Annotated in this window: 22 protein-coding genes; 6 read left to right on the plus strand and 16 right to left on the minus strand. The window is 71.2% G+C overall.

Annotation, left to right across the window (positions count from 1 at the left end):
- Positions 1-198: 198 nt before the first annotated feature.
- The 3 genes from AB5J50_RS29625 to AB5J50_RS29635 are packed head-to-tail and all read right to left on the minus strand — an operon-like array spanning position 199 to position 4,072.
- On the minus strand, positions 199-528 hold the full coding sequence (locus tag AB5J50_RS29625; protein WP_369261251.1) for a hypothetical protein: 330 nt from the start codon (positions 526-528) through the stop codon (positions 199-201).
- A gap of 33 nt (positions 529-561) precedes the next feature.
- The gene (locus AB5J50_RS29630) at positions 562-2,559 is read right to left on the minus strand and encodes a CocE/NonD family hydrolase (RefSeq protein WP_369261252.1); all 1,998 of its coding nucleotides are present in this window, start codon (positions 2,557-2,559) and stop codon (positions 562-564) included.
- Between the two features lie 10 nt (positions 2,560-2,569).
- Complete coding sequence (locus AB5J50_RS29635) at positions 2,570-4,072, minus strand: peptide MFS transporter (RefSeq protein WP_369261253.1); 1,503 nt, start codon at positions 4,070-4,072, stop codon at positions 2,570-2,572.
- Positions 4,073-4,338: 266 nt separating this feature from the next.
- Here AB5J50_RS29635 and AB5J50_RS29640 point away from each other — a divergent pair, with 266 nt between their 5' ends.
- The 5 genes from AB5J50_RS29640 (at position 4,339) to AB5J50_RS29660 (ending at position 9,963) form a co-directional block, all read left to right on the plus strand.
- Positions 4,339-5,349 carry a polyprenyl synthetase family protein gene (locus AB5J50_RS29640; RefSeq protein WP_369261254.1) on the plus strand — a complete coding sequence of 337 codons (1,011 nt, stop codon included), beginning with the start codon at positions 4,339-4,341 and terminating at the stop codon, positions 5,347-5,349.
- A gap of 162 nt (positions 5,350-5,511) precedes the next feature.
- Positions 5,512-6,537, plus strand: a complete 1,026-nt coding sequence (locus tag AB5J50_RS29645) for a CHRD domain-containing protein (RefSeq protein WP_369261255.1) — start codon at positions 5,512-5,514, stop codon at positions 6,535-6,537.
- A gap of 242 nt (positions 6,538-6,779) precedes the next feature.
- Positions 6,780-7,991: an outer membrane lipoprotein carrier protein LolA gene (locus tag AB5J50_RS29650; protein WP_369261256.1), complete on the plus strand. Its 1,212-nt coding sequence runs from the start codon at positions 6,780-6,782 to the stop codon at positions 7,989-7,991.
- Between the two features lie 33 nt (positions 7,992-8,024).
- Complete coding sequence (locus AB5J50_RS29655) at positions 8,025-9,080, plus strand: ABC transporter ATP-binding protein (RefSeq protein WP_369261257.1); 1,056 nt, start codon at positions 8,025-8,027, stop codon at positions 9,078-9,080.
- Positions 9,067-9,963 carry an ABC transporter permease gene (locus AB5J50_RS29660; protein WP_369261258.1) on the plus strand — a complete coding sequence of 299 codons (897 nt, stop codon included), beginning with the start codon at positions 9,067-9,069 and terminating at the stop codon, positions 9,961-9,963. The genes AB5J50_RS29655 and AB5J50_RS29660 overlap by 14 nt, the downstream gene beginning before the upstream one ends.
- 16 nt (positions 9,964-9,979) lie before the next feature.
- Here AB5J50_RS29660 and AB5J50_RS29665 read toward each other — a convergent pair whose 3' ends face one another.
- Both AB5J50_RS29665 and AB5J50_RS29670 read right to left on the minus strand, forming a co-directional pair.
- Positions 9,980-10,555, minus strand: coding sequence for a flavodoxin family protein (locus AB5J50_RS29665; RefSeq protein ID WP_369261259.1), 576 nt, complete (start codon positions 10,553-10,555; stop codon positions 9,980-9,982).
- Positions 10,556-10,661: 106 nt separating this feature from the next.
- Positions 10,662-13,283 (minus strand): hypothetical protein, encoded by a 2,622-nt coding sequence (locus tag AB5J50_RS29670; RefSeq protein WP_369261260.1) that lies wholly within the window; start codon positions 13,281-13,283, stop codon positions 10,662-10,664.
- A 50-nt stretch (positions 13,284-13,333) separates the two neighbouring features.
- Here AB5J50_RS29670 and AB5J50_RS29675 point away from each other — a divergent pair, with 50 nt between their 5' ends.
- Positions 13,334-13,888, plus strand: coding sequence for a hypothetical protein (locus AB5J50_RS29675; RefSeq protein WP_369261261.1), 555 nt, complete (start codon positions 13,334-13,336; stop codon positions 13,886-13,888).
- A gap of 22 nt (positions 13,889-13,910) precedes the next feature.
- Here AB5J50_RS29675 and AB5J50_RS29680 read toward each other — a convergent pair whose 3' ends face one another.
- The 11 genes from AB5J50_RS29680 to AB5J50_RS29730 form a co-directional block, all read right to left on the minus strand.
- Positions 13,911-14,462 carry an NUDIX domain-containing protein gene (locus tag AB5J50_RS29680; RefSeq protein WP_369265545.1) on the minus strand — a complete coding sequence of 184 codons (552 nt, stop codon included), beginning with the start codon at positions 14,460-14,462 and terminating at the stop codon, positions 13,911-13,913.
- Positions 14,463-14,580: 118 nt separating this feature from the next.
- Positions 14,581-15,747 (minus strand): zeta toxin family protein, encoded by a 1,167-nt coding sequence (locus tag AB5J50_RS29685; protein ID WP_369261262.1) that lies wholly within the window; start codon positions 15,745-15,747, stop codon positions 14,581-14,583.
- Positions 15,744-16,052 (minus strand): hypothetical protein, encoded by a 309-nt coding sequence (locus tag AB5J50_RS29690; RefSeq protein ID WP_369261263.1) that lies wholly within the window; start codon positions 16,050-16,052, stop codon positions 15,744-15,746. The genes AB5J50_RS29685 and AB5J50_RS29690 overlap by 4 nt, the downstream gene beginning before the upstream one ends.
- A gap of 92 nt (positions 16,053-16,144) precedes the next feature.
- Positions 16,145-16,606 carry a DUF4913 domain-containing protein gene (locus AB5J50_RS29695; RefSeq protein ID WP_369261264.1) on the minus strand — a complete coding sequence of 154 codons (462 nt, stop codon included), beginning with the start codon at positions 16,604-16,606 and terminating at the stop codon, positions 16,145-16,147.
- A complete protein-coding gene (locus AB5J50_RS29700) occupies positions 16,603-18,354 on the minus strand; it encodes a TraM recognition domain-containing protein (protein ID WP_369261265.1) in 1,752 nt (583 codons plus the stop codon). Before AB5J50_RS29700 ends, AB5J50_RS29695 begins: the two co-directional genes overlap by 4 nt.
- A 285-nt stretch (positions 18,355-18,639) precedes the next feature.
- The gene (locus AB5J50_RS29705; RefSeq protein WP_369265546.1) at positions 18,640-20,127 is read right to left on the minus strand and encodes an ATP/GTP-binding protein; all 1,488 of its coding nucleotides are present in this window, start codon (positions 20,125-20,127) and stop codon (positions 18,640-18,642) included.
- 17 nt (positions 20,128-20,144) lie between these two features.
- On the minus strand, positions 20,145-21,638 hold the full coding sequence (locus AB5J50_RS29710; RefSeq protein ID WP_327430886.1) for an SCO6880 family protein: 1,494 nt from the start codon (positions 21,636-21,638) through the stop codon (positions 20,145-20,147).
- A 104-nt stretch (positions 21,639-21,742) separates the two neighbouring features.
- Positions 21,743-22,927: a hypothetical protein gene (locus AB5J50_RS29715; protein ID WP_369261266.1), complete on the minus strand. Its 1,185-nt coding sequence runs from the start codon at positions 22,925-22,927 to the stop codon at positions 21,743-21,745.
- A gap of 1 nt (position 22,928) precedes the next feature.
- The gene (locus tag AB5J50_RS29720; RefSeq protein WP_369261267.1) at positions 22,929-23,705 is read right to left on the minus strand and encodes a hypothetical protein; all 777 of its coding nucleotides are present in this window, start codon (positions 23,703-23,705) and stop codon (positions 22,929-22,931) included.
- Positions 23,706-23,745: 40 nt separating this feature from the next.
- Positions 23,746-24,045, minus strand: a complete 300-nt coding sequence (locus AB5J50_RS29725; protein WP_369261268.1) for a hypothetical protein — start codon at positions 24,043-24,045, stop codon at positions 23,746-23,748.
- Between the two features lie 345 nt (positions 24,046-24,390).
- Entirely contained in the window at positions 24,391-24,663 is a 273-nt protein-coding gene (locus AB5J50_RS29730; RefSeq protein ID WP_327430890.1) for a hypothetical protein, read from the minus strand.
- Positions 24,664-24,689: the final 26 nt, after the last annotated feature.

Here is a 24,689-nt window from a genome sequence, read left to right on the forward strand (position 1 = left end):
GACCTGATGTCGCAGTGAAGATCGCTTTAGCCCGGATATGGCGAGGGTGAAACGTCCGATTGATCCGGAATTCGATCCTCAACTTGCCTTTTGCAAAGGGGGAAGTCACCGAGGGGGCTCTGGCGCGGGATCCGGCCGGGCGTGACCCAATTCACGCGACTGGGCGGAATTAAAGCGGCAAGACGGGCAACTCGGTCATTACGGTTCGAGCGTCCAGGCGGGGGAGTGCCTCGGCGGAGCCGGGCGGACCTCCCACACGGAGAGATCCGTGTCGGGGTCGTCGTCGGGGAGGCGGCCCGCGTTGGGCTTGAAGTAGAGGCCGTAGCCCCAGTATTCGGGAAGCTCGTGGCACATCAGGTCGGGATACGGCTCGAACTTCTGCCCCTCGTATGCCCTGTTGATCCTCGCCACGGCCTCCGCCCGCGAGATCCCGAAGCGCGTGACCATCTCCTGGGCCATCTCACGGAAGTACGCGAGCATGCCCTCGTCGAGGTCCATCAGGAATTCCCCGGTCCGCGATCGCGCCATGGTGCGATCGTTCCCCATGGCGCCCCTGGGCCTCTAGCCCGCCGTTCTGGGAATCCTCTTCTCCCACGTCCGGTGGAAGACCACCTCGTCGCCGTCCTTGCAGATCACCTCGTTGGAGGTGATGAAGTCCTCGGCGTCACAGGTGATGTCGGACGTCGTGGACACCCGCGCGTCCCAGGGCAGGTCCGGGCGGTGGAGGCGGACCGACCAGGTCGAGCGGGCGCGGGCCGACAGGGGGTCGGAGGCGTCGATCGTGTACGTCTCCAGCGCGTCCTCGGTGAATTCGAGGCCGTCGGGGTACACGCGCGTGCCGCCGTAGCGCGGGTCCACCTCCAGACGCCAGGTGCCGGCGGCCACGTCATGGACGACCAGGCGTTCCGGACGGGGTTCGTCCAGCGTCGCGGGGACGACGACTCCCAGGGGCTCGGACTGCTCCGGTTCCTCGAACGTGAGGGAGGGCGTCGACTCCTTTGCCCGCAGCGGGAGTTCCAGCGTGCTGCCCGCCGGGTCCAGGGTGAAGCCGGCCTCCGAGCCCGGCTGGGGCCAGATCCAGGGCCAGTACGCCGAGGAGACGGAGAGGCGGATGCGGTGGCCCGCCGGGAACGCGTAACCGATGCTGTTCAGGTCGAAAACCACGTCCTCCGTAGCGCCCGGTTTCCAGGAAACCGCCTGGTCACGGCCATAGCGCGCTGACAGGTTCAGCACACCTCGGGTGACGAGTGTCGAGGCTCCGTCGGGGGCCACGTCGCAGAGGCGGGCGATCACCTGACCCCGGGGGGTCGAGGACGTCAGCCGCAGCCGGACCACCGGACGGCCCAACACCCAGGTGTCCTCCGGCACTTCGAACTCGAAGCACGCCGATCTGGCGTCCTCCTCCCGCTGGTCCGGCGGCAGATCCGCGTCGTTCCCGAAGGGGAAGAAGCGGCCCGCGTCCACCCCCGTGTGCTGGGGGGAACGGACCAGGACCGGCGCCCCCTGGAGCGCGTACGAGACCGGGGTCACCGAGGGGGAGGGCCAGGCGGGGTCACCCACCCAGCGGCCGGGCAGGGACGGGTACGTCGTCGCCGGGGGGTGCGCGTCCATCACGTACGAGCGGAGCACGGGAGTGGACATGGCGCCGGTGTCCTTGTCCCGGAGCCAGTGGTCCCACCAGCGCAGGGTCTCCTGGAGGAAGCCGATCGCCGGGCCCGGTGGCAGGCCCCGGTCCGGGTACTGGTGCGACCAGGGGCCGATCAGGCCTCGTACGCGGTCGGGCGGCAGGTTCTCGACCAGGCGCAGCACCGTGTCGCGGTACGGGTCGTGCCAGCCGCCGACCGCCAGGACCGCCGCGCGGATGGCGCCGTAGTCCTCGCAGGCGCTGCCGTGGCGCCAGTACGCGTCCCGGGTCTGGTGGGACAGCCAGGTGTGGACGAACGGGTCGACCGCCTCCAGGCGCTTCACCCACATGTCCCGCCACATCACCTCGCCCACGTGCACCGGGTCGGGTGGGCGGGAGACGAAGGCGAGCATCGTGGCCGCCCAGGCGTGCATGTCGACGGCGAGGACGGAACCTCCCATGTAGTGCACGTCGTTGTCATAGCGGTCGTCCGTCGAGCAGACCGTGACGATCGCCTTGAGCGGCTCGGGCGCGAGGGCCGCGATCTGGAGGGAGTTGAAGCCGCCCCAGGAGATCCCGAACATGCCGACCTTGCCGCTGCACCAGGGCTGGGCGGCCAGCCAGTCGACGACCTCCACCCCGTCGGCCAGCTCCACCTGCGAGTACTCGTCCGTCGGCATGCCCTCCGAGTTGCCGTGACCGCGGACGTCCACGCGGACGGAGGCGTAGCCGTGGCCCGCGTACCAGGGATGGCGTTGCCAGTCGCGGGGCGCGGTCCAGTCCGTGAGGCGGTACGGGAGGTATTCGAGGAGGGCGGGTACGGGCTCGTCGGTCAGCGGGCGCCAGATCCGGGCGTACAGACGGGTGCCGTCCGGAAGGGGGATGAGGACGTCCTCGTGAGTCGTCTCGTAGGGGAAGGACGTACGGATGTGCATGAGTGTCACCTCAGTGGACGGGGTGCATCGTGCGGCGCAGCCAAGGGGCGAGCGCCATCACGGCGAGGCCGGCCGCCACCGCGATCGCCCCGTTGACGCCGAAGTACGCCGGCTTGGAGACGTCGTCGTACAGCTTCACCGTCTGGGCCTGGATGCCGTTGGCGAGCGCGAGGGACAGGAACCAGAGAGACATCGTCTGGCTGGCGAAGGCGACGGGGGCGAGCTTGGTGGTGGCGGACATGCCGGAGGTTTCGAGGAGGACGTCACCGAGGCCGAGGAGCAGGTACGAGCCGACGATCCACCAGGCCGACATCAGGTAGTCGTCGCTCGAGTGGCCGCTGGTCGGCAGCACCATCAGGAGGAACGACAGACCGCCGAGTACGACGCCGATCGCGATCTTGTTCGAGGCGTGCGGCTGGCTGTGGCCCATCCGGACCCAGAGGGCGGCCACGACCGGGGCGAGGCCGACCTCGAAGGCGCCGAGCGCGGAGGCGTACCAGCTCGCCGGGAAGTCGAAGCCGAGGATCGTCGTCTCGGCGTTCGACGCGGCGAGCAGCATCATCGTCGAGTACGCCTGGAAGAGGATGAAGTTGAAGACGGTCGAGGCGAGGAAGAGGACCACGTACGGGCGCAGCCGGCCGCGCTCCTCGGGGGTCACCCGGGGGCTGGAGAACATCACCGCGAAGTAGACGACCGGCGCGATCACCGAGACGAGGGTGAGGAGATCGACGAAACGGCCCATCGTCAGCGAGCCGCCGGCCCCGAGGAGCACCGCGAGCACGGCGACCGTCAGCAGGCCCGCGACGATCAGCCGGACGGCGCGGCGCATCCCTTCCGGCGTGAGGGCGAATTCCGCCGCGCGTCTGCGTCCCGCCAGGTGACGGCGGCCCATCACATACTGGATCAGGCCGAACGTCATGCCGACCGCTGCCGCCGAGAAACCCCAGTGCCAGCCCTTGTGGTCGCCGAGCCAGCCGGTGATCAGGGGGCCCGCGAAGGCGCCGATGTTGATCGCCATGTAGTAGAGGGCGAAGCCGGCGTCACGACGGTCGTCGTCGGTGCGGTAGAGCTTGCCGACCATCGTGGCGACGTTGGGCTTGAGCAGGCCGGTGCCCGCGCTGATCAGGCCGAGGCCCACCCAGGTCATCGTGGCCGTGGGAACCGCCATGGAGTAATGGCCGCAGGCGATCAGGATGCCGCCCCACAGGACCGCGCGGTACGAGCCGAGCATGCGGTCGGCGAGCCAGCCGCCGGCGACGGAGACCAGGTAGACGAGCGTTCCGTACGCCGCCGACACGGATGCGGCGGTGCCCGCGGACATGCCCATGCCGCCGTGGGCGACGGTGTCGGCGAAATAGAGGACCAGGATGGCCTGCATGCCGAGGAACGAGAAGCGTTCCCAGACCTCCAGGCCGGAGAGGGTCAGCAGGCCCCTGGGCTGGCCGAAGAAGGCGTGGTCGTCACCCGGTGGCGGCCGGCTGCCGGGCTCGGCTTCGACGGTGCTTCGGGCCACGGGCGCCTGCCTCTTCGCAAGTCGGTACATGTCATGTCGTATCAACTGATCAAGAACATACCGCCCGTGATCCGATACCGCCCGGGCGTAGGGGGTACCTCCCCCTGGAGCGAAGTCGCGCGAGGGACGGTGGGCGCTCGTGGTGATCGAAACGTGACCGGATACGCTGACTTGAGTGATGGCAGCGACACATCGACAAACCGTGTCATCGACCGAATGATCGACCGAGTTCGCCATGTGATCGTCAGCAGACAGGAGAACCTCTCGTGACCGTCGTCGGGCCGTTCGGGCTGAGCGTGCGGGACCAGGCTCTCGAAGCCGATGTCCAGGCCGGATTGGCGGCTGTCGAGGAGGGTTTGCTCGAAGCCACCAAGAGCGAGGTCCCCTTCATCACGGAAGCCGCCCAACACCTCGTGCGGGCAGGCGGGAAGCGGTTCAGGCCGCTGCTCTTGATGCTCGCCGCGCAGTTCGGTGATCCCTACGCGCCGGGTGTCGTGCCCTCGGCGGTGGTCGTCGAGCTGACCCATCTCGCCACGCTGTACCACGACGACGTGATGGACGAGGCCGAGGTGCGGCGCGGGGTGCCCAGCGCGAACGTCCGCTGGGGCAACTCGGTGGCCGTCCTCACCGGAGACTTCCTCTTCGCGCGCGCCTCGTACATCCTGGCCGACCTCGGGCCCGAGGCCGTCCGGATCCAGGCCGAGGCGTTCGAACGGCTGGTGACGGGTCAGATCCTGGAGACGGCCGGTCCGCGCGACGGGCGCGACCCGGTCGACCACTACCTCGATGTGCTGAGCGGCAAGACCGGCTCGCTGGTCGCCGTCGCGTGTCGGTTCGGCGCGATGATGTCGGGCGCCGACGAGACGGTCGTGGACGTGCTGACGCAGTACGGGGAGCGGCTGGGCGTCGCCTTCCAGCTCGCGGACGACGTGCTGGACATCGCCTCCGACTCGCATGAGTCCGGGAAGACGCCGGGCACGGATCTGCGCGAGGGCATTCCCACGCTGCCGGTACTCCGTCTTCGTGAGCGCGTGGAGCGGCTCGGGCTCGCCGAGGACATCGCGCTGTGCGAGCTGCTCGACTCCGACCTGACGGACGACGCCCGGCACGCCGAGGCGCTCTCCCGGCTGCGGGTCCACCCTGCCCTCGAACAGGCCCGCCGGGACACCGTGCGGTACGCGGAGGAGGCGCGTGCGGCGCTGGTTCCGCTGCCGGAGTGCGATGCGAAGGTCTCGCTGATGGAGCTGGTGGACGCTGTGGTGCACCGGGCGGGTTAGTTCCCCGGGCGGTAACCGGTGGTGTGCCCGATGGCGAGCACGGCGACCTTGTGTGACCCGGGTCACACACTTGGATTGAGTCCAGGATGAGATCCGTTCCGTACTCATGCCCAGAAGCTGACGCAGGGGGTGTCGGCTGAGATACGGGGAGAAAACAGAATCATGGGATCGAACGCCACGTTCAGCACGCGTCGCAAGAGCCTGATCCTGACCGGCGTCGCGGTAGCCGCCGCGGCCGGTGTCGCCGCCGCCGTCATCCCGGCGGTCGCCGCCGGCGGCAGCCACGGCAAGAGCAATGGCATGGCCGGCATGAGCCACTCCGCGCACGACGACCAGACCATCGTCACGCAGAGCGGCGTCATGGGCGGCAGTGGCGGCACCATCCTCGCCACCAGCCTCAACGGCGCCAATGAGGTGCCCGTCCAGGGCGGCCCCGCCGTCGGCGACAAGGACGGCGCGGCGCTGGAGTTCATCAAGGTCAAAGGCGGCAAGGTGTCCGTCGCCGTGACCTGGCGCGGCACCGGCAGGCCGACCCTGCTCCACATCCACCAGGGCGCCAAGGGCACCAACGGCGGCGTCAAGATCGACTTCACCAAGCTGCTCGACAAGATCAAGGGTCACAGCGTCGTCGGCACCGTCAAGGTCGAGGACGCGGCGCTGCTCGACGCGCTGAAGACCGACCCCGGTTCCTTCTACGCCAACCTGCACACCACCGAGTTCCCGGGCGGTGCCGTCCGCGGCCAGCTCCACAAGGTCACCGGCACCTTCGACTTCCGGCACGCTCTGAACAACTTCCAGGCGTCGGTCGTCAAGGGCCGGCAGATCTACGAGTGCAAGGCGGTCGAGGGCGGCGGCTACGCCTTCGCGCAGCGCGACGTCGAGGCCCTGCTCGGCGGCCACATCGCACACTCGTTCGTGAAGCCCAACTCCGGTACACCGCAGTGGGTCGCGCCCGACCGCAGCGCGGTCACCGGCGCGCTGATCTCCAAGACCCCGAACGGCGCCACGAACATCCCCGAGCTCGACCTCCAGGCCGCCCAGTCCGGCAAGCACCGCGGCCTGCTGGCCGGGACGCAGGAGATCCTGCGCCTCAACACCGTGGGCGGCGTCGCCCCGGCCGGGTCCTGCTCGCCGGGCGCGATCGTGGGCGTGCCGTACCAGGCGGACTACGTGTTCGTGCAGCGCTGAGCCACGGCTCGGCCAGGGGCGGCGCCTTCCCCGTACAACGACCCTTACGGGTCGGGGGAGGCGCCGCCCTCTCACGTCATACCGCAGGAGTACGTGGAGTTGAGTCCGGGGTCTGACGCTTCTCAGGGGCCGATTTGGTCAGATTGGGAGCACCACTCCTCACCGGTTCGGGTGAGAATGGCGGCTCAGGGTGGAATGTGCAGGGACGGTAGGCCGCCGCCGACGACGGAGGTAAGGCACACATGGCACCGTACGCATCCGACGACAGCACGAAGGCCGACGAGGCCGAGGACGTGCGCGCCGGCCGACGCAAGGCCGCGCGTTACGTCGTCCCGGTCGCGGTGGTGGGGGTGGCGGCGGCGACCATCGGGCTCGTCCCGGCGCTCGCCGACTCCGGTGACCCCGACCTGCCGAAGATCACCGCGCAGCAACTCATCGAGAAGATCGCCAAGTCGGACGTCCAGCAGCTGTCCGGCACGGTCAAGATCAGCACCGATCTCGGACTGCCCAGCCTGGGCGGCCTGGAGAGCGGCCTCCTGTCCGGCGCGGCCCAGGGCGACGGCGGCTCCTCCGCCGACCCGCAGTCCAAGCTCCTCGAACTGGCCTCCGGCACGCACACGCTGCGCGTCGCCGCCGACGGCCAGGACAAGACCAAGATCTCCCTCCTGGACAGCGCCGCCGAGTACAGCCTCATCCACAACGGCAGCGACGTATGGGCGTACGACAGCAAGTCGAACGAGGTGTACCACTCAACGGCCCCCAAGTCCGAGGGTACGAAGGAGAAGGCGCCCGAGGACGTTCCGGCCACGCCCAAGGAATTCGCCGACGAGGCCCTGAAGTCGGTCGACGACACGACCTCAGTGACCGTCGACGGAACCGCGCAGGTCGCGGGCCGTGACGCGTACAAGCTGCTCATCAAGCCGAAGCAGTCCGGCTCCACGATCGGCGCGATCACCGTCGCGGTGGACGCGAAGACGGGGATGCCGCTGAAGTTCACGCTGACCCCGTCGAGCGGCGGCGCGGCCGTCGTGGACGCGGGCTTCACCAAGGTCGACTTCGCCGAGCCGGCCGCGTCGACGTTCGACTTCACACCGCCGAAGGGCGCGAAGGTCACGGAGGGGGACAGCGGCGAGAAGGCGTCGGAGTCCGCGCCTAAGCCCGGCGAGGACTTCACCAAGGGCGGCCTCGACGGTCTCAAGACCCTCGGCAAGGGCTGGAACTCCATCGCCGAGTTCGACACGGGCAGCCAGGGCGTACCGTCGGGCTCGTCGTCCGGCAACAGCGACGTCTCCGGCTTCCTCGACTCCCTCGGCGACCACGTCACCGGCAAGTTCGGCTCGGGCACGGTCTACTCGACCCGCCTGGTCAACGCGCTGATCACGGACGACGGCAAGGTGTACGCCGGTGCCGTCACCAAGGACGCGCTGGTCAAGGCGGCCAACGCGGCCCAGTAAGTCCCGTACCGGCAGACCGAACCGAGGGAGCCCATGGAGGAGCTGTCCGCCGCCGAGTCCGACTCGGGGGACGACACGGGAGGCACGGGAGGCACGGGAGGCGCCGGCACGGTGTCCGTCGAGGAGACGGTGCCGGTCGACGAGTCCGTGCCGGCCGAGGAGACCGTGATCGCCACCCGTGCGCTCACCAAGCGCTACCGCGGCGGACAGCTCGCCGTCGACGGCCTGGACCTGACCGTCCCGGCGGGCAGCGTCTTCGGCTTCCTCGGGCCGAACGGCTCGGGCAAGACCACCACCATCCGCATGCTGATGGGCCTGATCGAGCCGACCTCGGGCACGGCGCGCGTGCTGGGGCAGCCCATGCCCCGGGCCACCCGCGCCGTGCTCCCGCACGTGGGCGCCCTGATCGAGGGCCCCGCGCTGTACGGCTTCCTCTCCGGGCGCGACAACCTCATCCGGTACGACTCCGCCGACCCGACCGCCGACCCGCGCACCCGGCGTACGCGCGTCGCGGCCGCCCTCGACCGGGTCGGCCTCACCGCCGCGGCCGGCAAGAAGGCGAAGGCGTACTCGCTGGGCATGAAGCAGCGGCTGGGGCTGGCCGCCGCGCTGCTCCAGCCCCGCCGGCTGCTTGTCCTGGACGAGCCGACGAACGGCCTGGACCCCCAGGGGATGCGGGAAATCCGTTCCCTGGTACGTGAGTTGGCCTCCGACGGCACGACCGTCTTCCTCTCCTCGCACCTGCTCGACGAGATCGAGCAGGTGTGCACGCACGCGGCCGTGATGGCGCAGGGGCGGCTCATCACGCAGGGTCCGGTGGCCGACCTCGCGGCGGGTGCGCGCGGCCGCCTCGTGGTGACCACGCCCGACCCGGCGGACGCGGCCCGCGTCCTGAAGGAACAGGGCGTGGCCGATGTGGTCGTGGCGGAGGAGCGGGTGACCGGTGAACCCCCGGACCGTGAACTGGCCGAGGTGAACGCGGCGTTGGTGGCGGCCGGGGTCCGCGTCCGCGGCTTCGGGGTCGAACGGGCCTCGCTGGAGGACGCGTTCGTGGCGTTGACGGGGGAGGGGTTCGATGTCGCGGGCTGAGGTCCTTGAGGTCCTCCCGGATGCCGGGGGCAAGCGCGCGCCCAGCCCGCTGTGGACGTTCGGGCTCTTCCGCAGCGAGCTCGTCACCACCTTCCGGCGCTGGCGGACGATCGCGCTGCTGGGCGTGCTCGCGGCCGTACCGATCCTCATCGGTGTCGCCATCAAGATCGAGACGAGCGACGGCTCGACGGCGGGCGGTGGCGGCGGCGAAGGTCCGGCGTTCATCTCGCAGATCACCAACAACGGCCTGTTCCTGGTGTTCACGGCGCTGGCCGCGACGCTCCCCTTCTTCCTGCCGATGGCGATCGGCGTCATCGCGGGCGACGCCATCGCGGGCGAGGCGAACGCCGGAACGCTCCGCTATCTGCTGGTCGCCCCCGCGGGCCGCACCCGCCTTCTCCTCACCAAGTACGCGACCACGATGACGTTCTGCCTGGTCGCGACCCTCGTGGTGGCGACGTCGGCGCTCGCGGTGGGTGCGCTGCTGTTCCCGCTGGGCGAGCTGACGACGATCTCCGGAACCCGGATCAGCTTCACCGAGGGACTCGGACGCGCCCTGCTCATCGCGCTGGTCGTCGCCGCGTCACTGATCGGCGTCGCCGCGCTCGGCCTGTTCATCTCCACGCTGACGAGCAGCGGCATCGCGGCGATGGCGACGACGGTCGGGCTCCTCATCACCGTCCAGATCCTCGACCAGATCCCCCAACTGCACGCCGTCCAGCCGTACTTCTTCTCCCACTACTGGCTGTCCTTCGCCGACCTCATGCGCGACCCGGTGTACTGGGACGAGCTGGTGCGCAACCTCGGCCTGCAGGGGCTCTACGCCGCGGTGTTCGGTTCGGCGGCGTGGGCGCGCTTCACGACGAAGGACATCACTGCGTAGGCGTGCCCTGGGTGGCTCAGTGCGGGAAGCGGGCGAGCGGCGGCTCCTGTGCGAAGAAGGTCTTCGCGCGCGCCAGCGCCTCGGTGTCGTTCAGTACGTCGCCGGGCTTGCTGCCGTTGCCGAGCAGGACCCCGCCGAAGCGCATGCCCATGTAGGCGGCCGAGTGGTTGAGGGTGCCGATCAGCGGGTCGGCGACCACCGGCTCCTCGTCCGCCATCGCGGTGACGCCCCAGAGGGTGCGGCCTGCCAGCGTGGCCTTGAAGTCGACGCCGGGGGTGCGCAGCCAGCCCGACCAGTAGTCGAGGTAGCGCTTGGTGTGGGCGGACACCGAGTACCAGTACAACGGCGACGCGATGACGATGTCCGTCGCGGCGAGCGTCGCGTCCAGCAGCAGCCCCTCGTTGCCCTCGGTCGGACGGGCGTGGTCGCTGTCGTGGCGCAGGTCCTCGAAGTCGGGCAACGGGTGCGCGGCGAGGCTCAGCCAGTGCTGCTCGACGTCTGCGGGTAGCTGTTCTGCGGCCTTGCGGGCCAGCAGTTCGGAGTTTCCGTCGGAGCGGCTGCTGCCGAGTACGAACAGGAAGTGGCGGGTCATGGGTCAGTCCCCCTTGAATGTGCGGCGTACGGCGACTACATGCGCAAACAATATATGCGTACGCATGTAGTCGTCCAGAGGGTCACCTCGCGGCGCATGTGCGGGGTCACCGCCCGGGCGCGCCACCCCCGCCGCCCGGCTGCGGGGGCCGAGCGATACGCGGGGGCTGCCCGGGCGTGGCGGGTCCGGGAGCCGAGCCGGAGACCGGGCCGCCGGGGGCGGCCGAACCCCGGACGGACTGGCGGCGGGCGGCGCTTGCGATGGGGTTGCCGGGGCCGGGCGTCGCGGTCGGAGCGGTCGAAGTCGGAGCAGCCGCGGTCGGAGCAGTCGAAGTCGGACCAGCCGAAGCCGGACCCGTCGCTGCGGGCCCCGTAGGCGTCGGGTTCGGTGAGGTCGGTGTGGTGCTCGGGCCCCCCGGGCCGCCCTCCGCCGCGCGGTGCCTGGCCAGGTGGGAGCCCTGCAGCGCGGTCGCCATGAAGCCGGCCGAGACGTTGCCGCTCTCCGCCGGGGCCGTCTTGGGGTCGAGGGCGGCCAGACGGGCCATGTCGTCCTGGGAGAAGACGTTGCCGGGGAGCATGCGGGAGGCCGCGCCGGTCACGTCGACCGTCTGCTTCTGGCCGGCCGCCTCGAACTCCAGGCGGTAGCCCAGGTATTGGCGGTCCTTGTCGAAGAGAAGCTCGCCGCGGACCTGGCCGCCCGACTCGCGCGCCCAGGACTCGACGGAGTCGAGGGCGTGCGGGAGCCGGGAGACGCGGCCGAGGCAGGCGACGTACGCGTCCCCTTCGATGCCGAGCGAGCGGCCCTGGTCGTCGAGGGCCGCGACACGCACCTTGCCGTCGGGCGCCGTCACCATACCGACCTCGCCGAGGCGCCGGTCGGAGTAGGTCACCAGGCGCCCGTCACCGCCGTACTCGGCGTCGTGCGCGCGCCGCAGCGCCGTGTACTGGGCGTCGTTCTTGAGCACGAACGGCGCGTCCTTGCCGACCATGGACACCTTCGCGTCCGGGTTGGCCTGGAGGATGATCTCCGCGTTGGCGATGGCCGCGCCGCCGACCCCGGCGATCACCCAGTCGTTCGCCGCCCGCGGGTTGTAGTCACCGTCGCCGACCTCGTCGCCCATCAGTACGCGGCCCGGCGCGGCGGCGACGGCCCGTTCCCAGGCCGCGGTCGCCCGGAGGGTCTCGGCGGCCCCGGCCACCCGCGGGTCGCCGGCGGAGCGGAGGGCGTCGGCGACCCGGGGGTCGGCGAGCGCGTCGAGCGATGCCGCGGCGCGGCCCTCGCCCGCGGGCAGCGAGAGCAACTGGTCGCGGGCCCGCAGCGCCTCCGGCGTACCCGCCGCGGTGAGGTGCTCCGCGAGGACGCCGGTGGCCTCCGGCACGGTCGGCACCTGGCGGTTGGCCCCGGGGATGATCTCGGGCGGAATGCCGGTGGCGACGAGCGGGGACCCCTGCACCTCGACCTTGACCGGGGACGAGCCGTCGGCCGGGGTGATCTCGGCGATCAGCCGGCCCTCCGCGCCGATACCGAGCCCGGCGCGCCCGTCCACGAGAGGGCCGCGGGCCGCCGCGGTGTCCTCCCAGAGCTGCAACGCCGGCAACGGCACCCGCTGCTGGGGGTCGGCGAACTGGTACGGGTCGCCCATGCCGCTCTGCCGCAGATGCCGCACCTGGTCGGCGGACTGCACGATCGCCTCGATGGGGTCCACGTGCCACCGCCCCCGCGCGTCCACCAGCAGGACGTCGGGATCGCGCCCGGCGAGCGCGGCACCGCCGCCGATCATGATCTGGCGCTGCGGATACCGGCCCTCGGGCAGGGTGGCCTGCTCCGCGCGCAGCGCGTCCAGCGTCCGGCCGCTGAGCGCGGTGCGCTGCTCGGCCACCTCGGCGGCGGCCCGCGCCAGCTCCTCGCGGGGGATCGGCGTCCCGTCGGCGCGCAGACCGGGCATGGGGAACGACGGGTTCGCGCCCAGCGCGGACGCCTGCGTGTCCCGCGTCTGTGCCTGTGCCTGTGCCTGCGCACGCGCTTCGCCCAGCGCCCGGGCGTCCTCGGCCCCCAACCGCTCGATGGGCACGGCGAGTTCGGCCATCGCGTCACGCGCCGGCTCGCGCAGATGGGGGCGCGCGATGTCCAGTCGTACGTTCGCCGCGTACTGCTCGACGGAGTGCGCGGCGGTGTCGTGGGCCGGGGAGACGGGCCGCAGACCCGAGTCGTCGATCAGTGCGGAGAACCGGTCGTGGGCCTCCCGGCGCTCGGGGGCGCCGACCGACGCGTCGTTCATGCGCGTCGCCAGGTAGTTGAACTCGCCGACCCGGCCCAGGTCCTCCTCGGACAGCCGCGGATGCGCGGGCAGCGTGGCGCCGCCGGCCAGCAGGTTCTCCCGCGGCGCCGTGCCGTTCACGGCGGCCCGGTCGCGTACGGCGAGCAGTTCGCCGACCTCGCGGCTCAGCACCTGGCCGAGCCGCTCGGGCGGCAGCCGGTCGGAGAGCTGCACCACATAGCGGTCGTACGTGGTGTTGGTGAAGGTCCGCGACGGGCTCCCCTCGGGCAGCGGGGCCGTGTCCAGGCGCAGCTCCAGCCGCTTGCCCGCGCTGTCGCTCAGCGCGAAGAAGCGCCGCCCGTCCTCTTCGACGAGGTTTGCGCCGCGCAGCCGGTCGGCGTACAGGTCCCGCAGCACGACGGGCAGCGCCGCCTCGGCCTCGGCGAGCAGCCGTCTTTCGTCGGTGCTCACGTTCACTGACGTTCCCCCGTCCAGCGTCTTGATTCCCGTAGGATCATGACATGTTGATCGCTCGTTCCCTGCAGGAAGCGCACCTCTACATGGACCTCCACGCCTGTGTGTGCGGCGCGGAGGAGTTCGATCGGCAGCACCGCCTGGAGGACCGGGACGGGGTCCTGGTCACCGTGTACGAGGGCGTGTGCCCGCAGTGCGGTCGTACGCGCTCGTTCGAGTTCGCGCTCGCCGGCGAACAGCCGCCCGCGCCCCCGGTGTTCGGCGGCCCGGAGCCCTCGCGGATCATCGACCCGGGCGAGTTCCTGTGGATCGGCGACCGGGTGTCGACCGAGTCGGGGCTGCGGCTGCTGAACACACCCCTCGCCGAGCACCGCGCGATCCGTCCGGCCACCGCGTACGCGATCGCCGCGTTCGAAGAGGTCGCCAAGTTCCTTCCGGAAGGCGCCGGCCGCATCCCCGAGGAGCGGTTCACCTCCGAGCGCGGGCGCGAGGTGTACGCCAAGGACCCGACGCGGTTCACGCGCAAGGAGATCGACGCGGCGCTGGAGCTGAAGCGGAAGATCCTCGCGGACATCGACCGGTTCAGCCCGCCGCAGGGCTGAGCGGCGCTCGCGGGGCCACCGCTCAGGCACCCGGCAGCGTCGCCCACGCACCCTGCTCCAGCAGCAGGGCCATGACCCCGACCAGCGTCGCGCTGCTCACGATCTCCCGGCGGGCGATCATCCCGGGAATCGCGGCCAGCGGGATCCACTCCAGCCGGTCGGACTCGTTGCGCTCGGTGGGCTCGCCGATCCGTGTCGCCCCGTCCGCGCGGAACACGAAGTGCTGGGAGTCGGTGATCCCGTTCGCTGGCTGCGCGTACATCAGCTCCCGCATCGATTCCGGGCGCCATCCCGTCTCCTCCTCCAGTTCCCGTGCGGCGGCCTCGACGGGCTGCTCGCCGTCCTCGACCAGCCCCATGGGCAGCTCCCAGGCCCAGGTGTCCGTGACGAAGCGGTGGCGCCACATCATCAGGACCCGCCGGCGGTCGTCGACGGCCGCCGTCACGGCGAGGTCCCGCAGGCGTACGACGTGGTAGTCGCCGCGGGTGCCGTCGGGCCGTTCGACGTCCAGTGAGCGCAGCCGCACCCATGGCGTGTCCTGAAGTGTGTGCTCGCCGTGGACGGTCCACCGCATGTCGGTCCTGCCTCCGCTCACTTCTCGAAATTCCTGTACGGGCGCCGCACCCGGCCACGATGACGCCGATCGGGCCGGTCGGCCACGACGGCGCCGATCGGGCCGACCGGCCGACCGCTCACCTCGCGGGTCCGCCGCCCCCGCCCGGAGCTTGAGCCGGCCGGGGAACGCGCGATGCCGCCGCGGATGCCGCGTTGTTGGTGGCGGCGCCCGGGACGGCGGCCGTGCCCGAGCCGGAGCGGATCCTGCTCGCGGCGGCCGTACGGATGGTGGCGTCGTTCTGCTGGAAGGCCGGTGACGCCTCGACGGGGCCGCCCGTGCGGACGGCCGGCCCCTGACCGGTGGTGGGGGCACCCTGACCGGTGGTGGGCGCCCCCGTCGCCGTCGGTACGCCGAAGTTCCCCCGCTCGGACGTGATCAGCCCCGTCGCGAGTTTGCTCTCCACCAGTTTTTCCGCGTTCTCCCGCCCGATGGAGAAGCCGCGCCCCGAACCGCTCTGCGCGTAGATGTCCTTGATCATGCCTTCGGGAGCCATGCGCCCGCCGTACCAGTCGCGGCCCGCGTCGAACTCGGCGCGCCCCTGCTGCCAGCGGTTCGCGTTCTGGGCCAGGCACTGCTCGACAGGCACCTCGACCGACATCAGGACACGCTTGTCGTAGCCGTCCTGGCGCAGGTCTTCGAGGAGCTTCCCGGTCCGGTCCCCGTCACGCAGCAGGGTGTCGTAGAGGAGGTTGTGGCCCTCGGACCTGGCCCACTGCTCGACGACGCCCAGGAGGTACGCCGATTCCCGGTGGGTGAGCGAGGCCATCTCGGCCGGTGAGACCTGTCGGCCGTCCGGCAGCTCGCGGGTCTGCGGATCCAGCTGAGGAGCACCCCCGTGCTCGAAGATGGCCACCTTGAGCTCATCGGGATCGAGGACCACGTAATCGCGTACGTCGACACCGTGCACCTCGGCCAGCGCGCGCCCCAACTCGCTGTCCTGGCCCTGCCATTCGGCCAGCCCGCGCAGTGCGCCGCCCTTGCCCGAGCCGGGTGCGCCCGCGGTGAACAGGGCCGCGTGGCCGTCGCGGGGCAGCCCCTCGCAGCGGGACTTGAAGTCGTCGAGGATCGCGGCGTGCATGCGTTCGCGCTCGGGGGTCCAGAGCACTCCTTCCCGGAACTGCCCGAAGGTGTCCCGGTCACTGGGTCCCAGATCGCCGCCGAAGGAGATGCGGCCCTGCAACTCCCGGTACAGGGTGCGGTATTCGGGTGCGAGTCCGGTCTCCGGCCCGTGGTCGGGTGTCATGACCGCCGCCCCTTCCGGCCGGTCCGGTCCGCCCGGTCGATGCGGCGCTGGATCTCCTCCACGTCCTCGCGCGTCAGCTGTCCGAGCAGGCGGGCCGAGGCCACCACCAGCATCGTGTTGTCCTGGTGGCTCGGCTCCGTATGCCCCTCGTCCACCTCCTCCTCGGCCTCGAAGGGCCAGGAAGCCACGGTGGCGATCATCTGCTCGCGCGCGACCAGTCCGGTGGCGTAGAGCCCTAAGTAGGCGCGGAGGGAGGGGGTGGTGGTCGCGTCGCCGGTGGGGGCGACGCGGGGGATGTCGGTCATGAGAGGTCGTTCCTCCTTGTTGGGTGGAGGGGTGGAGGGGTTACGGATATGGACGGGCCGAGGGGTGGAGAGAGGCGCGGGACAGCCGGCGGTCACCGGAGCGCGGCCTCGTGGGAAGGGGACTCGCCGTAGGGCTGGACGGCGCGCCCGGTGTCGTACGGTTCGGCCGTCGGTGTCGCCTTCGCCCGGTGGCTGCCCGCCTTGCAGCCCGCGAACGGCCCGCTGGGCGACCGGAGTTCCGCGAGCACGGGCCCGACGTGGTCGCGATGCCAGACGGCGGGGCCGGACGCGCCCGCCGCCGGGTCCGTGAGCTCCTGCCAGGCCAGCCACAGGCCGTGCAGCCGGGCGACCGCCTCCAGGTGTTCCCACCAGCGCGGACACCACGGCTGCTGGGAGGTGACCTCACGGCCGTAGACGGGCAGGAGCAGGTCGGACACCCAGACGGCCAGGCCGCTCATCTCCTCGGCGTACTCCTGGCCGTCGAGGTAGAGGATGAACGGCGGGGCGGCGGGCGCCTCCCGCTGGACCTGCTCGGGCTCGGTGGCGGTGGTCATCGGGTGATCCCTTCGACGGCGCGGGCGGTGATGGCCTTGACCTCGGTCTGCGCCGCGGTCGCGATCCGGTCGGCGCCGGGTTCGGCGTACCAGGGGCGCAGCCTGACCAGCGCGGGTTTGATGCCGGTGGCGAGAAGCAGCGCGGTGCCCTTGGGCAGGGCGCGGATGCGGTCGGCGGGCAGGATGCGCTCCAGGCGGTACGAGGTCGAACGGGACCGCCCGTCCTTGCTCTTGGACCAGCTCACCGTCGACACGTCGTGCTCGCCGACCAGCCGGGAGATCTTCTCCACGAAGTCCGCGTCGTCCAGGCCCGCGCCGAGCAGCTTGATGGTGGCGGCTCCCCACAGGGCGTCCATGCCGGCCTCGCCCCACACCCGCGCACCCTGCCGGTAACTCTGGAGCAGGGTCACGATGTTGATGCCGCGCGAGCCGAAGTGCGAGTACAGGTCGGGGAGATCGGAGATCCGGCAGACGTTGGCGGCTTCGTCGAGCACCGCCGTCATCGGCGGATCGAGCCGCCCGCCCATCCGCTCGGCGGCGACGACTCCCGCACGCAGTACGGAGTCCGCGGCCGCCGCGATGACACCGGCCGCCGAGCCGCCGCCGTCCTTGGAGAGGAGGTACAGCGTGTCGGTGGACAGCACGTGCCGCTCCGGGAAGAACTGCGGCAGGTCCGGGTCCGGGGTCACCCAGGCCGCGATGGCGGGGTCGAGCAGACAGGCCACGCACTGGCGGGCCGTCTCGTAGATCCCGTCGCGGGTCTCCACGGCGCCCTGCATGGTGCCCTGGAGCTGGTCCGCGAGGGCCGCCATTCCGGCGTCCCGCAGCAGGTCGACGGGGGTGCGGTCGGCCGGGTCGGCCAGCCATGCGAGCACCTCGCCGATCTGCTGCTTGCCGCGGTACGCCGCGTGGAAGAGCGCCGTGAGGGTGTTCTGCGCGGCCGAGATCCAGAAGTCGCGCTTCGACGCGTCGTCGTTCACCGCGCCGACGAAGTGGCCCGCCAGGCGTCGGGCGCCCTCGATCGTGGCGGCGTCGGCGAGCATGTCCCACCACAGGGCGCGGGGCGTGTGGGCGATGCCCTGGGGGTCGAACGTCCAGACCCGCCCGACGCGTTCGCGCTCCGCGCGCGTCACCGCGTACACGTCCGCCTTGTTCGACGTCAGCAGCACGCTGCCCCGTGCCCGCAGTACGCGCGGTACGGCGATGCTCGTGGACTTGCCCGCGCGGGGCGCCATGAGGTCCAGCTCGACGTCCTCGTAACTGGACCGCAGCTCCGGGCCGTTGGGCTCCAGGTTGCCGAGCAGGTTCCCGGTGTCGTCCGCGGTGACCTTGCCCAACTTGGCGAGCGACGGCCTGAGTTGGCGGGCCCGCTGCGCGGCGCCCTTGGGGAGGAGGCCGGCCAGTTCCTTGCGGCCCGCGAGGCCGGTGGGCCTGGTCATCCGGCGCCGTACGAGGGCGGCCAGTACGACGATGACGGCCACGACGGTGCCGAACACGGCTGCCATGCCGGCCTCGACCGCCTCCGCCGACGCCGCCGGCCACACCGCGCTCGGCCCCTCCTTGACCAGCGTGGACAGGGTCGACAGTCCGAACGGCGGCGGGTCCCATCCCGCGCCGCTCACCGCCGCGCCGACGGTTCCGCCCAGCCACGCCCCGAAGAACAGGGTGCCGATGAGGAAGGCTGCCCCCGGCACGATCCAGGGCAGCAGGTCCTCCCCACTGTGCGAACTCTTACGCGTGCCACTCATTCCCGTTCCCCCGTCCGATGTTGATCGCCCCCGCCGCCCCTACCCGTCCCATCCCTGGGGGCTCCGCCCCCAGACCCCCTGGGTTGTGTGTCGTCTGCGGGCCGGTGGGGGTGGCCCGCGCCCCGCGGCGGAGCCGCAAATGTCACAGACCCGCGCCCCTGAAGGCGCGGGTCTTCGCCCCGCGATCCCCCGCCCGCCCCGGGGTCTTTCAGGGGCGCGGGGAACTGCGCAATCTTTTGGCCCAGCCCCCACCCACCCGCAGCCGACACACAACCCCGGGCCACGTCACCGCACCCCACCCTCCCGCTTGGAGAGCGACGGCTTCCCCGCCTCCGACCATCGGGTGTTCGTGTTGTGCAACGCCCGCTCCGTATCGGTGATGGCCACCTTGATCGGAATCCCGGGACGCCCGCCCACCTTGATCAGGAAGCGCCCGCGCCCCGGCGGTTCCTCGTTCCCGCCCGTGCTCGCCCACCCCGGCGGCGACGACCAGGACGACACCAGCTCGATCTCCCGCTCGGACATGCCTACGATCTCGCCGAGTTCCTTCATCTCCGTACGGGGAAGCCCGGCGCAGACGACCATCCCCGCCCGCTCCACGAACCCGCGCGCCTTGGCCCGGTCCGCCTCGCTCCCGAGCGCCTCGGCGTCCTTGAGCGTGTGCGTGATCTTCGCGTCGCCCAGCCCCAGCGACCGGTTCAGCCGGGTCAGCGCGTCGATCCGCTCGACGATGCCGGAGGCGGCCCGAAGGGGACGCCACAGCTCGTCCAGGACGGTGAAGAACCACCGCTGCGGAGCGAGCCCGGCATCCGCGAGCGCGTGCGCGGCGGCCACCGTGCCGAGCCCGTCCGACCACGCGGCGAGCATCGCGGCAGCGGTCAGCTGGGTGTCCGCCTCGCCGATCCGGGAGATGTCGACGCAGACGGCGGGCGAGGCAGGGTCGATACGGGTCGATGTCTCGGATGCGAACGTGTCGCCCAAGGGGCCGTCCAGCACACCCAACAGCGACCGGTGCAGCGGATCCACCGCCTCCTGGTACCGGGCCACGTTCCCCCGGTCCAGCGTCACCGCCCGGACCCGGTCCGGACCCTCGTCCAGCACCTTCAGCAGATCCGGCAGCAGCGGCGCCCGCCCGGCCTTCGTACGCTCCGCGAGGTGGTGGAGGCAGGCGGAGAGGACGGACTGTTCGTGGTCGTCCATCGGGCGGCCGCGGACGATGGTGATGAGCGCCGCGACCATGTTCAGCACACGGCCGTGCGCCTCCGCCGCGAGGACTCGGCCCCGCTCGCCCCCGATCCGTACTGCCGCCTCGCCCATCGCGCCCGGGTCGAGGACGTTGATGCCTCCGACGCCGCGGCCGATCGAGATCACCTGGCCGCCCAACGCCCGTACGGTGTCGGCGTAGTCGGGCTTGAGGTCGCCGAGCACCAGCGGGGTGATGCCCGTCGCCGCCATGCCGATCAGCATGCGGTTGACCAGCGTCGACTTGCCCAGGCCCGGCATGCCGAGCATGAACAGGGACGGGTTGGAGATGTAACGGGCGCGGGTGAACCAGGAGATGGGGTCGCCGCAGACCGTCGCTCCGGTGTGCAGATGCTGGCCGAGCGGGACCCCGGTCATGGGCGCGCCGGAGCCCGCCGCGAAGGGCCAGAGGCCGCACGCCTGGACCGTGGTCGCGCGCCACATCGAGGGCGGGTCCACATGCCCGACCTGGCCGCCGCCGGGCCCGTACCAGCCGCGCGGCGGCACGGACGGCATGGGCGGCACGGACATCGCGGACTTCGACGCGCTCACAGCGCCTCCCTGATCTGGTACGGAACGAGGGTGTGCTCCCACGGCAGCAGGCCGACCGGCAGCGTGCAGGTGAAGGCCGAGGCCTGCATACGGTCCGCGGGGCGCATCAGGATCCGGGACGACGCCTGGAGGTTGCGCACCGCGATGCCCGCGTCCTGCAACTGCTCCTCGTCGTCGACGGTGACCGTCACCATCAGGGAGAACTCCACGAGGCCCGCGCCCGCCGCCTCCTCGGCCGCCGTCTGCTCGGCGGCCTGCATCTCCGAACTGGCCCGCGCCTGGACGAGACCGCGCCGCGAGCCCGCCATGAAGTGCGCGGTACGGCGGTCGGACTCCACGATGCGGGCGGAGGTCGCCGGGTCGATCGGGCGGTAGATGAGGGAGACCCGCTTGCGCCGGGTGCCCGACGCGGGTTCGAGCAGGCCGCGCAGAACGCTGGAGCGGACCGTGCCGCGCGGCGCGAGCGTCAGCATCCAGGTGCGCGAGACACCCGAGTCGTGCTTGTACGAGGTGACGGTCTCGACGGCGGCCGCCGGGCCGGCGTCGCCCCACTCCAGGCCGGTGGTGGCGTGTTCGGCGCGGGCGCTGAGCACATCCGGCGCGATGGCCGGGTCGTACGCCACCCGGACGATCTCGGCGAGCCGCTCGGCCGCCAGCGGATAGGCGGAGCCGCCGCCCGCCGCGACCAGCCCGGACAGCAGGCCCGGCAGCCGCATCGACAGGTCGGTGATGATGTCGTCGACGTCGCGCTTGGGGCCGCCCGTCGGGCCGTAGGTCAACGCGATGTACGTGTGCATCTCCGAGGACGCCGACGGATAGCGCGCGACGACCTCCTCCATCACGGCGCGGGCCGCGGCCGGGGCGTCCGGGGTGATGCGCGGAAGTACCTCGGACGCCAGCCGCGTACCCGTGTCCGGGGCGGTCTCGACGACCACCTGGGCGCCGCGCAGGCCCGGTTCGTGCGAGAGGCGCGCGAGCCAGTCGCCCCAGGACGCCACCCAGATGTCGACCTGCTCGGGGTCGACCAGCGAACCGCCGTCCGGCTCGCAGGCCAGGACCACCGTGTACAGGCCGCGGCCCGGGTGGTGCAGTACGCCGAAGGTGCGGTTGTAGGCGTCGCGGCCCTCGTACATCTTGGTGCGCGCGAGCAGTCCTGGCGGCTGGAAGCGGCCACCGGGGCGCTTGGACAGCGGCCCGGAGACGTAGGTGTGCGAGCCGCTCGACTTCCGCTTCATCCAGCCGATTCGGAGCGCGAGGACCTGGTAGACGTTGCGGCCGTCGACCGTGCGCAGCGCCAGCGGGGCGAGGAAGAGCCCGACCGGCACCAGCACGACGATCGCGGCCGCCAGCGAGACCAGCGACGCCAGCAGCGCCACCAGCAGTCCGCCGAACGCGACGACGGTGCCGAGCAGACCCAGGGGGCCGAGTCCGGGACGGCGGGGCCTGCGCCAGTTCCCGTACGTGGGACGCGTCATGGCGTCGGTGGACATGGGGTTCCTTCTTCCGGCTCGGAACGCTTGATGTGTACGGGAGTTCGGGAGTACGGAGTGGGGGTTCGGGGCGGTCGGCGCCCCGAACCCGGCATCTGTCGGGCCTACTGGTTGTGGCCCTTCATCCCGTCGTTGTCGTCGAGGGAGCCCGCGACCTGCGACGCCGCCTGGACACCGGTCTGTACGACGACCGCGGCGGCCTGCACCGCGAGGGCCGCGCCACCCGTGGCCGCACCCGCGGCGGCCATACCCGCGCCACCGGCGGCGCCACCCGCGCCACCGGCCGAGGCGCCACCGGCAGAGCTGCCGGCGCCCGAGGACGGGGAGCCCTGCGGGCCGGCCGAGCCACCGCCGCCGCCCCCGCCGCCTCCAGCGCTGCCCGCGGCGATGCTGACGGCGCCGCTGGCGATGTTGTTCGTCGCGCCGAGGGCGATCGTGCCACCCGACGTGCCGCCGAGCGCCGCCGTCGCCGGAACGATCAGCTTGAGCAGCGCGGGCAGTGCGAAGACCGAGAGGATCAGCATGCCCATGCCCGCGATGGTCGCGTTGAGGTCCGCGTCGCCGTTCGCGTTCTTGGTGCTGGTCATCGTCGTCGCCGAGTAGATGATGAGGGCGGCGGCCGGCTTGTAGAGCAGCCAGGCCGCGAGCCAGCCGATGTGCTTCTTCCACCAGCCCTCCCCCCACCCGGTCATCGAGGAGGCGGCGGCGAGCGGAAGGGTGCCGATCAGCATGATCAGCACGCCGATGCGGATGTACATCAGACAGATCTGCACGAAGCTCGACAGCATGACCAGCAGCCCGAAGATGAGGACGAGGCCGGGCTGTTCCAGCACCATCACCCCGAGCATCTCGGCCGCCTTGTCGCCGAGATGGGACTTGCCGTAGACCTCCGCGGCGTACGCGTCCGACGCCACATTGAGGGACTGCACGACCGACACGGCGATCCCGCTGACCAGGATGACCTTCCACATGCCCATGAACGCCTGCTTCATGGGCTGGCCCTTGCGGTCGATCGCCGTGCGCATCGCGGCGAACAGGATGGAGGCGACGGCGACATAGCCGACGAGCCAGCTCGTCTCGTTCATGATGGTCGTGGCCGGGCCCCCGGCGTCGTTCATCTTGATGCCCATCCAGACGCCGTTGAGCGCTTTCAGGACCTCGGAGGCGCCCTCGCCGATCGCCTTGGCGAAGGTCTCGACGGCGCCGTTGGCGAGTGCCTCACCGGTCTGCCCGAGGCCCCACTTCAGGCCGTCGCCCAGGCAGTCGTAGACCTTGAAGGTGCAGGCCATCTCAGGCCTCCCAGGTGACGAAGCCGGTGGTGCCGTTGACCTGCGCCATCCCCGAGTAGACCGTGCCGTCCGGGTCGGGCGCGAGCTTCCAGTCGCCGTCCTGCCAGTGCACGGTCACCGACGCGGAGCCGTAGGTACCGGCGTTGGGGCTGCGGAGCAGGAACATCAGGGTCGCCTCCTCCTTGTTGTACGAGAGGACCGAGAACCCGGCGTAACCGCCGGCGTCGGCCTTGCCCGAGGTGGGCTTGTCGTCCTCCTGGGAACGGCTGGCGATCAGCGCGTCCCGGCCCGCGCCGGGGACGACCTGCCGCTCGACGACCTCGCGCCAGCCGGGGTAGCTGAGGTGGTCGGTGATGGCGTGGGCGGCGAGGACCGCCCCCATCGGCGTGTGCGCGTAGCAGGACCAGACCGGCCCGTCGTACTTGAGCGGGCCCACGGTCTTGGAGACCGGCACCAGGCCGGTGCCGTCCGCCTTCCAGCGGAAGTCCGCGGGCGCCTTGCCCGGCTTGGCCTGGTCGCTGTCGTCGGTGCGGCAGCCGGCGGGCCGGGCGTTCGATGCGCTGCTGCCGCCGCCGTCGCTGTTCCGGGTGGCGCTCGGCGTCGGGCTCGGGTCGGCCGACGCGCCCGCCGGGTTCTCGTCACCGCTGCTCACCATCGTGAAGACGGCGAGGACGAGCAGCACCAGCAGGAACCCGGCCGACAGGACCCAGCCTCGCTGCTGCCAGAACGGCTGCTCCCACTCCCCGCTGCCCCCACGGGACCGGCCGGAATTCAGCATGGTCGCGCTCCCTTCGAATCAGGTTCTGACCGGACGTGGATCAGGCGAAGACGAAGGTGACGACGGGACCCGCGGTGGCGACCAGGACACAGCCGCCGAGAACCATGCCGAGGCGGCCCATGTGTTCCGAGCCCTCGCCGCGGCGCATCGAGATCGCCATCATCGCGCCGGTGATGAGCACACCCGCGACGCCCGCCGCGGTACCGGCCCAGGCGAGGATGCCGAGGACGGTGTCGACCTTGCCGGTCAGCGCGCCCGGCGCGTCGCGGTTGGGGTTGGGGACGGTGCCGTCCGCGAGGTAGACGTACTCGTGGGCCTTGGCGGCTATTGCCTTGAACATGGCTTCTCCCCGATGTGGTCGGCTGCCGGCCGACAACGTGCCTGATGTAAGCGGTGCTTGACGGTCCGTCAGCGTGCTGCTGAGTGCTTGAGAGTGCTTGAGGGATGCGTGAGGGCTTTTGTGACGCCCGAGTTCCCGGTTGCACAGTGAGCTTGGCGACTGCTGTGGGTTCCGGCCAAGCGATGTAGTGATCCAGCACCTGTCGGTGACGTGTCCGTGACAGACGGGAAGAGATCGTCATGACCGGGGTGCCGACGGGACATCGGAGGCGGGAGCCCGAAGGCGGGAGCCCGGACGCGCTGAACCCCCGCCCAATGGACGGGGGTTCGTCGGGAAAGGGTCTGATCAGGCGTAGACGAAGGACACGATCGGCCCGGCCGTGGCGCCGATGACACAGGCGCCCATGACGACGGCGAACTGGGTCAGATGCTCCTGGCCCTCGCCGCTGCGCAGGGAGATCGCCATGCGCGTACCGATGATGAGCAGCCCGGCCACCGCCGCGACGGTGACGAACCAGGCCATGTAGCCGAGGACTTCGTTGAGCGGGCCGGTGACAGCGCCGCCGGGCACATAGGCATCGGCGAGCAGGGCTCCGCTCACCGTATGGACAGCATTCACTGCGTTCTCCTTGGGGAAATCGCGGA

Origin of the sequence: Streptomyces sp. R35 (assembly GCF_041053035.1) — a bacterium.
Lineage (GTDB): Bacteria > Actinomycetota > Actinomycetes > Streptomycetales > Streptomycetaceae > Streptomyces > Streptomyces lutosisoli.

Coding starts and splice junctions, on each gene's coding strand:
- AB5J50_RS29625 (WP_369261251.1), bottom strand. CDS start 528: ATGGCGCGATCGCGGACCGGGGAATTCCTGATGGACCTCGACGAGGGC.
- AB5J50_RS29630 (WP_369261252.1), bottom strand. CDS start 2,559: ATGCACATCCGTACGTCCTTCCCCTACGAGACGACTCACGAGGACGTC.
- AB5J50_RS29645 (WP_369261255.1), top strand. CDS start 5,512: ATGGGATCGAACGCCACGTTCAGCACGCGTCGCAAGAGCCTGATCCTG.
- AB5J50_RS29650 (WP_369261256.1), top strand. CDS start 6,780: ATGGCACCGTACGCATCCGACGACAGCACGAAGGCCGACGAGGCCGAG.
- AB5J50_RS29655 (WP_369261257.1), top strand. CDS start 8,025: ATGGAGGAGCTGTCCGCCGCCGAGTCCGACTCGGGGGACGACACGGGA.
- AB5J50_RS29660 (WP_369261258.1), top strand. CDS start 9,067: ATGTCGCGGGCTGAGGTCCTTGAGGTCCTCCCGGATGCCGGGGGCAAG.
- AB5J50_RS29665 (WP_369261259.1), bottom strand. CDS start 10,555: ATGACCCGCCACTTCCTGTTCGTACTCGGCAGCAGCCGCTCCGACGGA.
- AB5J50_RS29675 (WP_369261261.1), top strand. CDS start 13,334: ATGTTGATCGCTCGTTCCCTGCAGGAAGCGCACCTCTACATGGACCTC.
- AB5J50_RS29680 (WP_369265545.1), bottom strand. CDS start 14,462: ATGCGGTGGACCGTCCACGGCGAGCACACACTTCAGGACACGCCATGG.
- AB5J50_RS29685 (WP_369261262.1), bottom strand. CDS start 15,747: ATGACACCCGACCACGGGCCGGAGACCGGACTCGCACCCGAATACCGC.
- AB5J50_RS29690 (WP_369261263.1), bottom strand. CDS start 16,052: ATGACCGACATCCCCCGCGTCGCCCCCACCGGCGACGCGACCACCACC.
- AB5J50_RS29695 (WP_369261264.1), bottom strand. CDS start 16,606: ATGACCACCGCCACCGAGCCCGAGCAGGTCCAGCGGGAGGCGCCCGCC.
- AB5J50_RS29700 (WP_369261265.1), bottom strand. CDS start 18,354: ATGAGTGGCACGCGTAAGAGTTCGCACAGTGGGGAGGACCTGCTGCCC.
- AB5J50_RS29705 (WP_369265546.1), bottom strand. CDS start 20,127: ATGTCCGTGCCGCCCATGCCGTCCGTGCCGCCGCGCGGCTGGTACGGG.
- AB5J50_RS29710 (WP_327430886.1), bottom strand. CDS start 21,638: ATGTCCACCGACGCCATGACGCGTCCCACGTACGGGAACTGGCGCAGG.
- AB5J50_RS29715 (WP_369261266.1), bottom strand. CDS start 22,927: ATGGCCTGCACCTTCAAGGTCTACGACTGCCTGGGCGACGGCCTGAAG.
- AB5J50_RS29720 (WP_369261267.1), bottom strand. CDS start 23,705: ATGCTGAATTCCGGCCGGTCCCGTGGGGGCAGCGGGGAGTGGGAGCAG.
- AB5J50_RS29725 (WP_369261268.1), bottom strand. CDS start 24,045: ATGTTCAAGGCAATAGCCGCCAAGGCCCACGAGTACGTCTACCTCGCG.